Origin of the sequence: Xylanibacter brevis ATCC 19188 (assembly GCF_000621725.1) — a bacterium.
GTDB classification, from domain to species: domain Bacteria; phylum Bacteroidota; class Bacteroidia; order Bacteroidales; family Bacteroidaceae; genus Prevotella; species Prevotella brevis.
This window is the reverse complement of the sequence record NZ_JHXM01000009.1, coordinates 121,063-135,632: the sequence shown is the minus strand read 5'-3', so window position 1 is coordinate 135,632 and position 14,570 is coordinate 121,063. Positions and strand designations below refer to the sequence as shown.

Below are 14,570 nucleotides of genomic sequence, written 5' to 3'. Positions count from 1 at the left end.
TGTTTGTTGTTGTGTCGTTGTCTCGTTGCTACGAGTTAAACATATGGTACCATGGCCAGCGCGTCGGCAATCTTCTCTACGCCGTCCTGCAGAGGTCCGCTTACCATTGCTTTCAGCATGAAGGGAATGTCGGCCTTGACGGTGACCTTCATCTTGGATGTGGTCTCGCTGACTGGCAATACCTGAATCCAGAGGTTGAAGGCTATGGGCGACTGCGTACTCTCGAACTTCACGCATTTCGGCTCGTCACGCTCTACAATCTGCAGGGTGATACTGCCCACCATAGGCGCATTCACCGTCACAGAGTCTTTGTCAAACGAGAAGTCCTTGATCTTATCTTCAGGTATTCTGCCACGCACGCGTTCCAGATTGCTCAGGTCGCTGATCAGGTTATATACCGCCTCTTGCGAGTAGGGTATTTGCTTGACGCTACTTTCAAATTTTGACATACGCAATTATTTCTTCCACTCACCGGGGTTCTTTCTCCACTCTGCCAGTACGGCCTTGTCTTCTTCCTTGATGTAGCCGGTCTCGGCAGCCTGCTCCAGCACAGCATCGTAGTTGCTCAGTGTGATGAGCTTGACGCCAGCCTCGCGGAAGGCCTCTTCAGCCACGGGGAAACCATAGGTGAACGAAGCTACCATACCGATCACCTCTACGCCATACTCGCGCAGTGCAGCAACGGCTTTCAGTGAGCTACCGCCGGTAGAAATCAGGTCTTCTACGACCACTACCTTAGCACCTTTCTTGATCTCACCCTCTACCTGGTTGCCCATGCCGTGATCTTTTGGCTTCGGACGCACGTAGCTATAGGGAAGACCCAGCTGGTCGGCTACCAGTGCACCCTGTGCAATGGCGCCAGTGGCAACACCTGCCACAGCCTCGGCCTCGGGGAAGTTCTCCTGAATGGCATGACACAGTTCCAACTTCACGAACGAGCGCAGTTGTGGGAACGAAAGCGTCTTGCGGTTGTCAGTATAAATAGGTGATTTCCATCCACTTGCCCATGTGAATGGGTCGTTGGGTTGCAACTTGATGGCCTGAATATCCATCAGCTTCTGGGCGAATTGTTTTTTGATATCCATTGTGTTCTATTTAGTTTTGCGTGCAAAGGTACATAATTTAATTGAAAACTAATCAATTATGAATGATATTTTTAATTATTTACCCTTTGGTGAGACCGATGGAAAGTACGCTGATTCGTGTGTCTCCGGCCTTGGCCAGTTCTTCGGCGCAGGCCGTAACGGTGGCCCCTGTAGTGATGACGTCGTCGATGAGTAGCAGGTGCTTGCCGCGTATCTTCTCGGGTTGTTTCAGGAAGAAGGCATTCTGCACGTTTTCTCGGCGTTCGCGGGTGTTCAGTTGTGTCTGACTGCCTTTGAATTTGGTGCGTTTTACCACCTTATCATATACCGGTATGCCCGTGATCTCGTGGATGCCTTTGGCGATCTCTTCGCTTTGGTTGTAGCCGCGCTGCAGGCGTCTCAGCCAGGTGATGGGCATCGGGATAATGGCATCGATGCCGTCAAAGAATCCGTGTGGGACCATGCGCGTGGCTGTGAGGCGCCCTAAGTACTGACCCGTTTCGGGCGCGTAATGGTATTTCAGGTCATGAATAAGTCGGTAGGGTGGCGATTGTGGCTGGTAGTAAAACAGGGCAGCCACCCGTTCTACGGGAAACAAGCCCCAGAAGAGGCGCGCCATGGGATTGTCGAGCGGATGATGATGAAACGAGGCGAAGGGAATGTCGCAGAGACATTTAATGCAGATACATTCCTCGGTGGACGACAGACGTCTTCCGCAGATGGCGCAGGTGCGTGGCGCTATGAAGTCGAACAGGTCAGTCCAGAAATTCGCTCTCATCTTCTACGTTGATGCATTGTTTGATGATGTCCATCGTGAAGCCGCGCGACAGGGCATACTTGATGAGTTTCATGTTGAGCTCGTAGTCGCTGTTGGCCTTCGTTGAGCGTCGCTTCTGTTTGAGCATCGGCGTGAGGATAGCCGTGTACTCCTCGTCATCTACTTCATCGAGCACGGCCTTGGCAATATGTTCGTCGATGCGCTTCATCCATAGAGCCTGTTCCACCTTGCGGCGTCCCCATTTGTTGTAGCGTATCTTGTCGTTGACGAAAGCCCGTGTAAAGCGCTCATCGTCCACATAGCGCTCTTTCACAAGGCGTTCCATCACCTGTGCCTGTTCTTCTGGTGAAACGCCCCACTGGCGCATCTTGTCTATCATCTCCTGCTGACAGTGTTCGCTGCGGGCACAGAGTGCCGTGAGCTTCTGATAGGCCTGTTGGCCTGTGGTCTCTTTTTTTATCGCCATGATTTCGTGAATCTTTGTTTGTCAAACTGGTCTTTTCTCACTTCTGTATGCAGGAACCCTTCGTCGCTGAGCATCTGTTTCATCTCGTCGACATACAACGGGTTGATTTCAAAGTAGAGGCTTCCGTCTGTGTCGAGCGCCTGTTGCGCAAAGCGTGCGATGGCGCGATAGAACAGCAGAGGGTCGTCGTCGGGCACGAAGAGAGCCAGTGATGGTTCGTGTTCCAGCACGTTGCGTTCCATCTCCGCGCGTTCCTTATTACATATATAGGGCGGGTTGCTGACGATGATATCAAGACCCACCCCCAGCCCCTCCCTGTAAAGGAGGGGGGAATTTAGTATATCCACCTTCTCGAACGACACGTGAACATTGGCACGTTTGGCGTTCTCTGCGGCTATGCGTAGGGCATCGTCGCTGACGTCCCATGCCGTCACCTCTGCATGAGGAATCTCTGCTGCCAGTGTGCAGGCTATACAACCGCTGCCTGTGCCGATGTCGAGGATGTGCCCCTTCCATTTGGAGGGGGTCGGGGGGAGGCTCCACTGGCACAGCTCGTAGGTCTCCGGTCGTGGTATCAGCACGCCCGGCTCCACGTGGAAAGTTCTGCCGCCGAAGTCTGCCTGCCCCAGCACGTACTGTACGGGCTCGCCCGTCAGCAGGTGTTGTCGTAAGGTCAGCATCTCGCCCTCATCGCCAGTCTTACCGCAGATGATGTCTGTCATGGAGAGTCCGAAGCGCACCTCCATCACCATGCGGGCGATGGCCTTTGCCTCGCCAGCCTCGTAAACGGCCGTCAGTGGTTTCCAGAATTCTTCGTATGTCATTTTTTTTCGTTGTGTCGTTATTTTGTTGTCTCGATATATCGTTATATCGAGATATCGACACGTTGATTTTTAATTTCTTCTGCAAAGTTAAGTTTTTCTCTTGAAACAGACAAGGATATGGTGGGAAAAACTCCTGACGCATTGCTCAATTAAAATAATAATTGTAACTTTGCAGCTGTAAATAATGACGTGAATGACGATGACAATAGATGAGATGTATATGCAGCGCTGTCTGCAATTGGCACAGAACGGACGACTGAATGCGAAGCCTAACCCGATGGTGGGGGCGGTGATTGTGGCCAACGGACGTATCATTGGCGAGGGTTACCACGTACGCTGCGGACAGGGACATGCCGAGGTAAACGCGTTTGCTTCTGTACGTCCTGTGGATGAGGCTCTGTTGCCAGAGTCCACGATTTATGTGTCGCTTGAACCTTGTTCTCATTATGGCAAGACACCACCTTGTGCCGATCTGATTGTCAGAAAAGGGGTGAAGCGGGCCGTTGTGGGATGCATCGATGAGTTTGCCGAGGTGAAAGGCCGCGGTATCCAGAAGTTGCGCGATGCTGGTATCGAGGTGACTGTGGGCGTACTGGAACAGGCGTGCAAGGCGCTGAACCGTCGTTTCTTTACTTTTCATCGCTTGCATCGCCCGTACATTATATTGAAATGGGCGCAGACGGCCAACGGGTTCATTGATGACAATGGCAAGGCCATTGCCATATCGTCGTCTTTTACTAAGATGCTGAGCCATAAGCTGCGTGCCGAAGAAGATGCTATTCTGGTGGGACGTGTCACAGACGAACGCGAGCATCCGCAGCTCACCGTGCGAGAGTGGGTGGGACCCAATCCCAATCGTCTGGTGGTGGACAATCAGCACCCTTTGAACCTGGAAGCGCTGCATGCACATAATGTGCAGTCGCTGATTGTAGAGGGTGGCAGAAAAACGCTGGAGTCGTTCTTGGTGCAGGGCTTATGGGACGAAATCAGGGTGGAGACAAACCTCGGACTGACGGTCTCTGGCGGCACCCGCGCACCGCAGTTGCCCGCCAATGTGAAAGTGGTGTCGCAGCAGTTCTTTGGTGATAATGTGATTGTGAGGTATGAGAAGTGACCTCACCTGACTTCCCAAAGGGGAAAGGCCCCCCTCTTGACCTCCCCAAGGGGAGGAAATGATAGGTTTTGAAATGCAATAGCGCCGCTTTTATAAAGTAAAAGTGGCGCTATTGCGTTGTAATTCGGTAAGTTTTGTGTCGCATCTAGAGTTTAGAAATGTACAATGTAGACTCTAGATTCATCCAATCTAGACTTTAGATGCGCTCAATCTAGACTCTAGCCCGGGAGCAACAGTAAAAACTGTTGCCTGCTAAAAGTGCCTCTCTATCCCTGCCAAACGCCCAAAATAAGCTAGCATTTCAGTTTAAATCAAAGTGAAAAACGCGCCCAACCATCTCCTCCCCCTTGGGGAGGTCGGGTGGGGGTCATCTCCTTGGGGAGGTCGGGTGGTGGGCTACTTTCTCCCAAAATCAGCTGGCACCTCACCCCATTTCTTGGTTTCCCATTTCACGATAGGATTGCGGTAGTTGTGCGTGCGCAGCCAGTTTTCGGCACGTAGGATAACTTGATAGAGCGGCTCCGTTTCGGGGGTGCGCTCTAGTTTGGTCTTGCATTGACGCTTTTTCACCCATAAAATGGCATTGTTGCTGTCGCTATAGATGGTCTTGTCGTGAAGTCCCTTCTGCCAGCAGAGTGCCAAAGCGTGAACGATGGCTAGAAACTCTCCGATGTTGTTTGTGCCTTTGACGGGGCCGTAGTGAAACACCTGTGCACCTGTTTGTAAGTCGATGCATTGATATTCCATAGGACCGGGATTGCCGCTACAGGCCGCGTCCACAGCCCACGCGTCTGCCTTTACCTCCATGGGTAAGGGCAGTACGGTGTCGTGTCTATAGTCGGGAGGGTTCTGCATGTTACATTCTTTCAGGAACTTCAATACCCAGCAGGCTCATGCCGTTCTTGATAATCTTGGCAACATTCTTAGCCAACATCAGGCGCACGGCCTTCTTCTGCTCGTCGGCCTCGTTCAAAATGCTGAAGTCATGGTAGAACTGGTTGAATACCTTGGTCAGCTCGTAGCAGTAGTTGGCAATGCCAGAGGGGCTGTAGTCCTTGCCAGCCTGCTCTACGGCAGCGCCAAACTCAGACATCTTCTGGATGAGCTCAACCTCTTTCTCTGCCAGTTGTGCGGCAGCACATGCTGGCTTTAAGCCTTCAGCCTCTGCCTTACGCAGAATGCTGCGGATACGAGCGTATGTATATTGGATGAAAGGACCCGTATTGCCATTGAAGTCGATACTCTCCTCGGGGTTGAACAGCATGTTCTTGCGGGCGTCAACCTTCAGGATGAAGTATTTCAGCGCGCCCATACCCACGATGCGGGCAATCTCGCGGCGCTCCTCTTCGGTCATATCGTCAAACTTACCCAGTTCCATAGAGGTCTTGTAGGCGTCGTCAACCATCAGCTGCATCAGGTCGTCGGCATCTACAACGGTACCCTCGCGGCTCTTCATCTTACCGTTGGGCAGTTCCACCATGCCGTAAGAGAAGTGAACCAGTTCCTTACCCCACTTGAAGCCCAGACGGTCGAGCAGGATAGAGAGCACCTGGAAGTGATAGTTCTGCTCGTTGCCAACCACGTAGATCATCTTGTCGATGGGGAAGTCCTTGAAGCGCATCTCGGCCGTACCGATGTCCTGTGTCATATAGACGCTGGTGCCGTCAGAACGGAGCAACAGCTTCTGGTCCAGTCCCTCGTTAGTCAGGTCAGCCCATACGGAGTTGTCCTCGTGGCGCTCGAAGAGTCCTTTGGCGAGTCCTTCTTCCACCTTGGCCTTACCTTTAAGGTAGGTCTGAGACTCATAGTATATCTTGTCGAAGCCCACGCCCATCTTCTTGTAGGTCTCATCGAAACCGGCATATACCCAGTTGTTCATCTTCTCCCACAGAGCGCGAACCTCGGGATCGTTGTTTTCCCATTTCACCAGCATCTCGTGAGCCTCCTTGATAAGGGGAGCTTCCTGCTTGGCTTTCTCCTCGTCCATGCCCTGTGCCACGAGCTCCTTCACCTCTTCGCGATAGTGCTTGTCGAAAGCCACGTAGTAGTCGCCAATGAGGTGGTCGCCCTTCTTGCCAGATGATTCGGGAGTCTCGCCATTGCCGTACTTCAGCCAAGCGAGCATAGATTTACAGATATGAATACCGCGGTCGTTGACGATGTTGGTCTTCACCACCTTGTTGCCGTTGGCCTCCATAATCTGAGCCAATGACCAACCCAGCAGGTTGTTGCGCACGTGACCCAAGTGAAGGGGCTTGTTGGTGTTGGGTGAAGAGTATTCAATCATAACCAGAGGCGCATTCTCGTCGGCTTGCTTCATACCGTAGTGCTCGTCGCTGTCCATAGCTTGCAGCAGTTGCAGCCATGCACCCTCGCCAATGCTCAGGTTTAAGAAACCCTTAACAACGTTGAACTTCTCAACGGCCGAACAGTTGTCAACCAGATACTGTCCAATCTCTTGGGCGGTCTGCTCAGGTGATTTTTTAGCGGCTTTCACAAATGGGAAAACCACCAGTGTCAGGTTACCCTCAAACTCGCTGCGTGTCTTCTGCAGCTGCAACATCTTTTCGCTTGCCTCCATGCCGTAGAGCGCCTTGACGGCCTGACCTGCGGCTTGACTTATCAGTGTCTCGATATTCATACTTCCTATATATATAATAATATGGTGTGCAAAGGTACTATATTTTTATTAAACACGCAAATAAAGATGTTCCTTTTTCAAGGATTATCGGAAAAGTGGCAACTTTCGTGCTTGTTCCACTGCGGCATTTAATGCCCTGTTATGAAGTCAATTAGCATCATGCTTGAAGTGCTGTTTTGGTTTATAAGCGCCTTTTGGATTGGTTAATAATACTTATTTATGTTAAATAACTATAATTTTATGGTTACTGCATGGATGTATGCTTCTTAATTTCAATTAATGTGAGTACCTTTGCAGTCCGATTATTGGGGGAGAGTCTTAGAATCCCCACGGGCGTCGTGTAAATAGTGACTGTCTTTGGCCGGATGGCACGGTTTGGGAATCGGCGTTCACACAATCAACTTTATAAAGTAAAAAACTGTTTTTTAGTAAATTTATTTAAGAATGAACACTTTAAGTTACAAGACCGTCTCTATCAATAAAGAGACTGCCAAGAAGGAGTGGGTAGTTATCGACGCTACTGATCAGGTAGTAGGTCGTCTCGCTTCTAAGGTCGCAAAGCTGATTCGTGGCAAGTATAAGCCCAGCTTCACCCCACACGTAGATTGTGGCGACAACGTTATTATTATCAATGCTGCCAAGGTGCGTTTCACCGGCAAGAAGGAAACCGATAAGGTTTACACTCGTTATACTGGCTATCCTGGTGGTCAGCGTTTCAACACACCCGCTGAGCTGCGCAAGCGCCCCAATGGTGTTGATCGCATCATCCGTCATGCAGTAAAGGGTATGCTGCCCAAGGGTCCCCTCGGTCGCAGCCTGCTGAACAACCTCTATGTATACGAGGGAACAGAGCATAAGCACGAGGCTCAGCAGCCAAAGGCTATTGATATTAACCAGTATAAATAATAAAAGGAGATGGAAGTAATTAACGCTATAGGTCGTCGCAAGAGCTCAGTAGCTCGCGTTTATCTGTCAGAGGGTACTGGCAAGATCACGATCAACAAGAAGGACTTAACAGAATATTTCCCCTCAGCTATCCTGCAGTACGTTGTTAAGCAGCCCCTGAACCTGCTGGAAGTTGCTGAGAAGTATGACATCAAGGCAAACCTCGACGGTGGTGGTTTCACTGGCCAGAGCCAGGCTCTGCGTCTCGCTATTGCCCGCGCACTCGTTAAGGTTAATGCTGAGGATAAGAAGACACTGCGCAGTCAGGGCTTCCTGACACGTGATAGCCGTGAGGTTGAGCGTAAGAAGCCAGGTCGTCCCAAGGCACGTCGTCGCTTCCAGTTCAGTAAGCGTTAATCTTGGACCGAGAGTCATGATGAGCGTATGGAAAGGTTGTATGACCTGCTGCGCTGCATGAGACTCGCCACAAGAAACTGAACGGTTTAGTATCTAAATCCGGGGGACTTGGTCTGCTCCGAGAATGAATGAGGCGATGCCTCGCTCCGTTCTCACCACAGTTCTCAATTACTCCCGGGTTGATCTAACAAGATTAAAAAGAAAGTAAACAAACAATTAAAGCATTTAAGAAAAAATGGCAAGAACAAATTTTGATATGCTGTTGCAGGCTGGCTGTCACTTCGGTCACCTGAAGCGTAAGTGGAACCCCGCCATGGCTCCCTACATCTACACTGAGCGTAATGGTATTCACATCATCGACCTCCACAAGACTGTTGTTAAGGTTGACGAGGCTGCAGAGGCACTGAAGAACATCGCTCGCGGTGGTAAGAAAATCCTCTTCGTAGGTACTAAAAAACAGACTAAAGAAGTGATCGCCGAGAAGGCAGCAAGCGTTAACATGCCTTATGTTATCGAGCGCTGGCCCGGTGGTATGCTGACCAACTTCCCCACCATCCGCAAGGCTGTGAAGAAGATGGCTAATATTGATAAGCTCATGCAGGATGGTACCTATGGTAACCTGTCTAAGCGCGAGCTGCTGCAGATTACTCGTCAGCGCGCTAAGCTGGAGAAGAACCTCGGTTCTATCGCTGACCTGACTCGTCTGCCAAGCGCCCTGTTCGTTGTTGACGTTATGAAGGAGCACATTGCTGTTGCCGAGGCTAACCGTCTGGGTATCCCCGTATTCGGTATCGTTGATACCAACAGCGATCCTAAGAACATCGACTTCGTTATCCCTGCTAACGATGACGCTAAGGACAGCGTAGAGGTAATCCTCAACGCTTGCTGCGCTGCTATCGCCGAGGGTGTTGAAGAGCGTAAGGTAGAGAAGGCCGACGAGAAGGCTGCTGATGCTCAGGCAGAGGCTGCTGCTGATGAGGCTAAGCCCAAGCGCACCCGTCGTGCTCGCAAGGATGAGGCTGCTGAGGCTCCCGCCGCAGAAGAGGCTCCCGCTGCAGAGTAATTTCATGAATTGAAAATTTTAAAATCGAAGAATTTAATTATGGCAATTTCAATTGACGATATCAAGAAGCTTCGCGCTATGACTGGCGCTGGTCTGGCTGACGTAAAGAAGGCTCTGACCGAGGCTGAAGGTGATTTCGATCGTGCTAAGGAGCTGCTTCGTGAGCGTGGTCTGGCTATCGCTGCTAAGCGTTCAGATCGTGAGACCTCTAATGGTTGCGTACTCGTGAAGAAGGTTGGTAACTTCGCTGCTACTATCGCCCTGAAGTGTGAGACTGACTTCGTAGCTAACGGTGCTGACTTCATCGCTCTGACCCAGGCTGTCCTCGACGCAGCTATCGCTGCTCAGGCTAAGACTCTGGACGAGGTGAAGGAGCTGACCCTGGCCGACGGTCAGAAGGTTCAGGATGCTGTAACACAGCGTTCTGGTATCACTGGTGAGAAGATGGAGCTCGATGGCTACCTGACTCTCGAGGGTAACAACATCGAGGTTTATGACCACATGGGTAAGCACACTCTGTGCACCATGGTTCAGACCAACAAGGAGAATGCAGAGGCTGGCCACAAGGTAGCTATGCAGGTTGCAGCTATGAAGCCTGTTGCTCTGAATGCAGAGCAGGTTGACCAGAAGGTTCTCGACGAGGAGTACAACACTGCCGTTGAGAAGACCAAGCTGGAGCAGGTTGAGAAGTACGTAGAGGTTGTTCTGAAGAAGGCCGGTATCAACCCCAACCTCGTTGATAGCGAAGATCACATCGCAAGCAATATCAACAAGGGCTGGCTCACTGAGGAGCAGGCTAAGGAAGCTCGCGAGTTGAAGGAGAAGGCTGCTGCTGAGAAGGCTGCTTCGCTGAATCCTAACATGATCGAGAACATCGCCAAGGGTCGTGTGCAGAAGTTCCTGAAGGAGAACTGCCTGGTTGACCAGGAGTTCCAGTTCGGTGACGGCGACAAGGCTTCTGTTGCACAGTGGCTGAAGGCTCAGGATAAGGAACTCGAGATTGTTGCTTTCCGTCGCTTCACACTCGTTGCTGAGTAATCAACGACAAATAAAATAATGGATAAGGCGGATGTATCGTGCATCCGCCTTTCTTTTTACCTGAAACGTAGTTTGTGGTATTATGAAGATTTTTGGAGTAGGAATGAACTACATCCAGCACAATAAAGAACTGGATGGAACGTTATATAAACCAGAGCGTCCTGTGATTTTCACCAAGGCTGATTCTGCTTTACTGAAGGACAGAAAGCCCTTCTTTATTCCAGACTGGTGTCAGCGGGTGGATTACGAGGCCGAGGTGGTGGTGCGCATCTGTAGGCTGGGAAAGGGTATTCCCGCACGTTTTGCCCATCGCTATTATGATGCCGTTACGGTGGGTATCGACTTTACGGCACGTGATATGCAGGAAGAGGCTCGCAAGAAAGGTAACCCGTGGACTATCTGTAAGGGGTTTGATGGCAGTGCAGCTATTGGCGAATGGATCGAGAAAGAGAAGTTCCGCGATGTGCAGGCTCTGGATTTTCATCTGGACATCAACGGACAGACCGTGCAGAGTGGAAACACCTGCGAGATGCTCTATAAGATTGACGAGTTGATTGCCTATATCTCGCAGTTCTTTACGCTGAAGACGGGCGACCTGCTCTATACAGGAACTCCTGTAGGTGTGGGACCTGTTAAGATCGACGATCATCTGGAAGGTTTTCTGGAAGATCGCAAAGTGTTAGACTTTACATGTAAATAAGACATAATGAAGAAACGATTCGTCTTGATTCTTTTTGGAATGCTGGCAGGTGTGGTCAACATCTCTGCACAGGAATTCTTTAACCTGACTGCATCTGAGGTCAAGATAGACTCGGTTCTTCCTTTTTTTTCTCGCATCTATGACTTAGATGCTCATTATGCCGATTCTGCCTATAGCGTGACGATCGCTTATCCTGAATTTATCGATATGTCTGAGGCAGATATCGAGCGTTATCATCAGATTACATCATCTCCTCTGCCAGCATTGCCTGTTGTAGAACAGCATATTGGTGTCTCGCGCAAGCAGGCTTCGCTGCATGTAGGTTTTGTGCCTTTGGTCTATCGCGATGGAAAGTACCAAAAGCTGGTCAGCTTCAAACTGAAGGTGCAGGCCACTCCCCTGGGTAAGCGTCAGGCGCTGATGCACCGAGCTGGTGAAAAGCGCTATGTCGATCATTCTGTCTTAGCCTCTGGTCAGTGGGCCAAGATCAGTATTCCCGAGACAGGTATCTATCAAATCACCGAGGCCCTGATACGTCAAGCAGGGTTCAGTAATATCAATAAGGTCAAGGTCTATGGCTATGGCGGTGCGCTGCAGCCAGACGTGTTGACAGGCAGTTATCTTGCTTCTACGGATGACTTGAAGGAAGTGCCACAATGTGTGGTCGGTGGCAAGCACCTGTTTCATGCCGTAGGTCCTGTGGGGTGGGAAAGTGCCACTGCCACTGAGCGCACTCGCAATTTCTATGCTGACTATGGTTGCTATTTCCTGACAGAGAGTGACGGCGAACCGCTCACCGTGGATAGTCTCACCTTTGCCGATAGCTTCTATCCCACCAACAACGACTATCACACCCTTCATGAGGTGGATGACTTCGCATGGTATCATAGTGGGCGCAACCTGTCAGAAAGCACACTCCTGACGGCTTCAGGCATCAGTTATCAACTGCCCTCGCATACCACCAGTGCGAAACTGACCGTTAAGTTGACCTCCGACAACAACTTTGAAGTGGAGGTGTTGCTCAACGGCACCTCACTCGGTACGATGTCAAACACTTCTGGTCTCCCCTCGTATAGTAAGGCCATCGAACGCTCTAATACGTTTGCCATCGATGGCTTGTTGACGGAGACCAACAACGTCACGCTGCGGCTGAAGTCTGGTTCGGCAGTGCGTCTGGACTATCTCTGTCTGACGCATCCCACGCCAGCGGCGATGCCCAGCCTCAGCCAGACTAGTTTTAAGTCTCCTACTTTTGTTTATCGAATCACGAATCAAGACCACCATGCCGACCAGCCGGCCGATATGGTTATCATCATACCTACCAGTCAGCAAGTACTGTCGCAGGCATTGCGTTTGAAGGAGTTGCATGAGTCAAAGGACGACATGCGCGTCACGATTGTACCTGCCGACGAACTGTATAATGAGTTCTCGAGCGGAACCCCCGATGCCAACGCCTATCGTCGCTATCTGAAGATGTTGTACGACCGCGCCGAAAGCGAGGCAGACGCTCCCCGCTATCTGTTGCTTTTCGGCGATGGCGCTTGGGACAACCGTATGCGTACCTTGAGCTGGCGCACCTATTCTCCCGATGATTTCCTGTTGTGTCATGAAGCTGAGAATTCATTCAGCGAGACAGACAGTTATGTGGCAGACGACTACTTCTGTTTGCTCGACGACGGTGAGGGCGCAAAGCTCACCATCAGTGATAAGCTGGATGTGGGAGTAGGCCGACTGACGGCCCGCACCGAGGAAGAGGCCCGCGTGATGGTGGATAAGATTGTGAGCTATCGCAACAACGAGCAGGCTGGTTCCTGGCAGAACACGCTTTGCTTTCTGGGCGACGATGGCAACGATAATGACCATATGAGAGCTGCCGAGTCGGCTGCTTCCGCCATCGAGAAAGCCTTCCCCAACTACCAGCTTAGGCGCATCTATTGGGATGCCTATCCACGTGTAGTGTCCTCTACGGGCTATAGTTATCCGGAGGTGGAAAACGTGGTGAAGCAGCAGATGAAGGATGGTGCCTTGATCATGGACTACTGTGGCCATGGTGCCGCCTATTGTCTGTCTCACGAGATGGTGCTGCAACGTGCCGATTTCAGTGAGCAGACCTCCCTGCGCTTGCCACTTTGGATCACCGCCTCGTGTGATATCATGCCTTTCGATTCTCAAGAAGAGAATATAGGCGAAACGGCTATGCTCAATCCGAAAGGTGGAGCCATCGCCTTTTTCGGCACCACCCGCACGGTGTGGTCTTATGCCAACCGCGAAGTGAACAGAACCTTCCTGAATCATGTCCTTTCATCGACCGATGGAAGAAAGAATACCCTTGGCGACGCCGTGCGTCTGACCAAGAATCAAGTGTGGAACACAGCCTATCCCTATAACAAGTTGCACTACGTCCTGCTGGGCGACCCCGCATTGAGTCTGGCAGCGCCCACCGGCGAGATGGTTGTGGATAGCATCAATGGTAAGGCCGTTGCCGATGGCGTGGTCACGCTGAAAGCCGGCGAACGCGTGGTTGTCAAAGGTCATGTGGTGAATGCCGCATCAAGCCAAGGCGTCGATGATCAGTTCAATGGCATTGTCAGCATGACGGTCAAGGACGTCGAGGAAACCATTGTTTGTCGCCAGAACGACGATGTCGAGACCTACTCAGCTTTTGTCTATAAAGATCGTCCAAATGTGTTGTATGTAGGTTCCGACAGTGTTAGCAATGGCCGTTTCACCGTCACCTTTGCGATGCCCAGCGATATCAGCTATGGTGCAAGCAGTGGCTTGATCCACCTCTATGCCGTTAGCGACAATGGTCAGGAGGCGCAAGGCCGCAATGAGTCGTTTGTGATGGCGGGCAATGCCCAACTGGCCAACGACGGTATCGGCCCCTCTATTTATTGCTACCTGAACAGCAGTTCGTTTACCAATGGCGATGCCGTCAACACCACGCCCTATTTCTTTGCCGAGTTGACTGATAAAGATGGTATCAATGCGTCGGGCAGTGGCCTGGGTCATGACTTGGAACTGATTATCGACAACGACCCCATGATGACCTATCGCCTGAACGACTATTTCCAGTATGCCTTTGGTCAGTACACCAGCGGCACAGTAGGTTACAGCATACCCACGCTCAGCGAGGGTCCTCACACACTGTTGTTCCGTGCATGGGACGTGCTCAATAATGCCTCTACGGCCGAGTTGAAGTTCAATGTGGTCAAGGGCCTCACGCCTCACTGCTTCAGTGTCATGTGTACGAAGAACCCTGCCACCACCTCTACCTCGTTTATTATCAATCACGACCGCACCGGCAGCAATATGGATGTGGTCGTCGAGGTATTCGATATGTCTGGCCGTCAGCTGTGGTCACACAGCGAGAGCGGCGTTTCTACCGACAATACCTATACCGTCAACTGGAACCTGACGGTGGAAGGTGGCAGCAAGTTGCAGACTGGCGTCTATCTCTATCGTGTGCTTATTGCCACCGATGGCAGCCGTAAGGCCTCTCAGGCAAAGAAATTGATTATCCTTAGGCAATAATACGCCATGGCCTGCGTTATTATTT

At 51.1% G+C, this 14,570-nt stretch carries 14 protein-coding genes; 7 read left to right on the top strand and 7 right to left on the bottom strand.

Annotated features, from left to right (window positions below; translation table 11 throughout):
* Nucleotides 1-35: 35 nt before the first annotated feature.
* From T433_RS0106235 to prmC, 5 genes are all read right to left on the bottom strand, one after another.
* Entirely contained in the window at nucleotides 36-449 is a 414-nt protein-coding gene (locus tag T433_RS0106235; protein WP_027451123.1) for an SRPBCC family protein, read from the bottom strand.
* A 6-nt stretch (nucleotides 450-455) separates the two neighbouring features.
* Complete coding sequence (gene pyrE, locus T433_RS0106230) at nucleotides 456-1,085, bottom strand: orotate phosphoribosyltransferase (RefSeq protein ID WP_027451122.1); 630 nt, start codon at nucleotides 1,083-1,085, stop codon at nucleotides 456-458.
* 79 nt (nucleotides 1,086-1,164) lie between these two features.
* Nucleotides 1,165-1,863 carry a ComF family protein gene (locus T433_RS0106225; RefSeq protein WP_027455257.1) on the bottom strand — a complete coding sequence of 233 codons (699 nt, stop codon included), beginning with the start codon at nucleotides 1,861-1,863 and terminating at the stop codon, nucleotides 1,165-1,167.
* The gene (locus tag T433_RS0106220) at nucleotides 1,841-2,329 is read right to left on the bottom strand and encodes a regulatory protein RecX (protein ID WP_027455256.1); all 489 of its coding nucleotides are present in this window, start codon (nucleotides 2,327-2,329) and stop codon (nucleotides 1,841-1,843) included. The genes T433_RS0106225 and T433_RS0106220 overlap by 23 nt, the downstream gene beginning before the upstream one ends.
* Complete coding sequence (gene prmC, locus T433_RS0106215) at nucleotides 2,320-3,153, bottom strand: peptide chain release factor N(5)-glutamine methyltransferase (protein WP_027455255.1); 834 nt, start codon at nucleotides 3,151-3,153, stop codon at nucleotides 2,320-2,322. The genes T433_RS0106220 and prmC overlap by 10 nt, the downstream gene beginning before the upstream one ends.
* A 193-nt stretch (nucleotides 3,154-3,346) precedes the next feature.
* On the opposite strand from prmC, the gene ribD reads away from it, so the two are divergent.
* Nucleotides 3,347-4,267: a bifunctional diaminohydroxyphosphoribosylaminopyrimidine deaminase/5-amino-6-(5-phosphoribosylamino)uracil reductase RibD gene (gene ribD / locus T433_RS0106210; protein ID WP_044109352.1), complete on the top strand. Its 921-nt coding sequence runs from the start codon at nucleotides 3,347-3,349 to the stop codon at nucleotides 4,265-4,267.
* A 396-nt stretch (nucleotides 4,268-4,663) separates the two neighbouring features.
* Here the strand turns inward: ribD and T433_RS0106205 are convergent, their stop codons facing one another.
* Together T433_RS0106205 and argS are read right to left on the bottom strand one after the other, a co-directional pair.
* On the bottom strand, nucleotides 4,664-5,122 hold the full coding sequence (locus T433_RS0106205; protein WP_044109349.1) for an RNase H family protein: 459 nt from the start codon (nucleotides 5,120-5,122) through the stop codon (nucleotides 4,664-4,666).
* A 1-nt stretch (nucleotide 5,123) separates the two neighbouring features.
* On the bottom strand, nucleotides 5,124-6,908 hold the full coding sequence (gene argS / locus T433_RS0106200; protein ID WP_027451115.1) for an arginine--tRNA ligase: 1,785 nt from the start codon (nucleotides 6,906-6,908) through the stop codon (nucleotides 5,124-5,126).
* Nucleotides 6,909-7,352: 444 nt separating this feature from the next.
* Here argS and rplM point away from each other — a divergent pair, with 444 nt between their 5' ends.
* From rplM to porU, 6 genes are all read left to right on the top strand, one after another.
* On the top strand, nucleotides 7,353-7,814 hold the full coding sequence (gene rplM / locus T433_RS0106195) for a 50S ribosomal protein L13 (RefSeq protein WP_027455252.1): 462 nt from the start codon (nucleotides 7,353-7,355) through the stop codon (nucleotides 7,812-7,814).
* A 9-nt stretch (nucleotides 7,815-7,823) separates the two neighbouring features.
* Nucleotides 7,824-8,210 (top strand): 30S ribosomal protein S9, encoded by a 387-nt coding sequence (gene rpsI / locus T433_RS0106190; RefSeq protein WP_027451113.1) that lies wholly within the window; start codon nucleotides 7,824-7,826, stop codon nucleotides 8,208-8,210.
* Between the two features lie 235 nt (nucleotides 8,211-8,445).
* Nucleotides 8,446-9,273 (top strand): 30S ribosomal protein S2, encoded by an 828-nt coding sequence (gene rpsB, locus T433_RS0106185; protein ID WP_027455251.1) that lies wholly within the window; start codon nucleotides 8,446-8,448, stop codon nucleotides 9,271-9,273.
* 39 nt (nucleotides 9,274-9,312) lie between these two features.
* Nucleotides 9,313-10,311 (top strand): translation elongation factor Ts, encoded by a 999-nt coding sequence (tsf, locus tag T433_RS0106180; protein ID WP_027455250.1) that lies wholly within the window; start codon nucleotides 9,313-9,315, stop codon nucleotides 10,309-10,311.
* Between the two features lie 82 nt (nucleotides 10,312-10,393).
* A complete protein-coding gene (locus T433_RS0106175; RefSeq protein ID WP_027451110.1) occupies nucleotides 10,394-11,011 on the top strand; it encodes a fumarylacetoacetate hydrolase family protein in 618 nt (205 codons plus the stop codon).
* A 6-nt stretch (nucleotides 11,012-11,017) separates the two neighbouring features.
* Entirely contained in the window at nucleotides 11,018-14,545 is a 3,528-nt protein-coding gene (porU, locus tag T433_RS0106170; protein WP_027455249.1) for a type IX secretion system sortase PorU, read from the top strand.
* Nucleotides 14,546-14,570 lie beyond the last annotated feature (25 nt).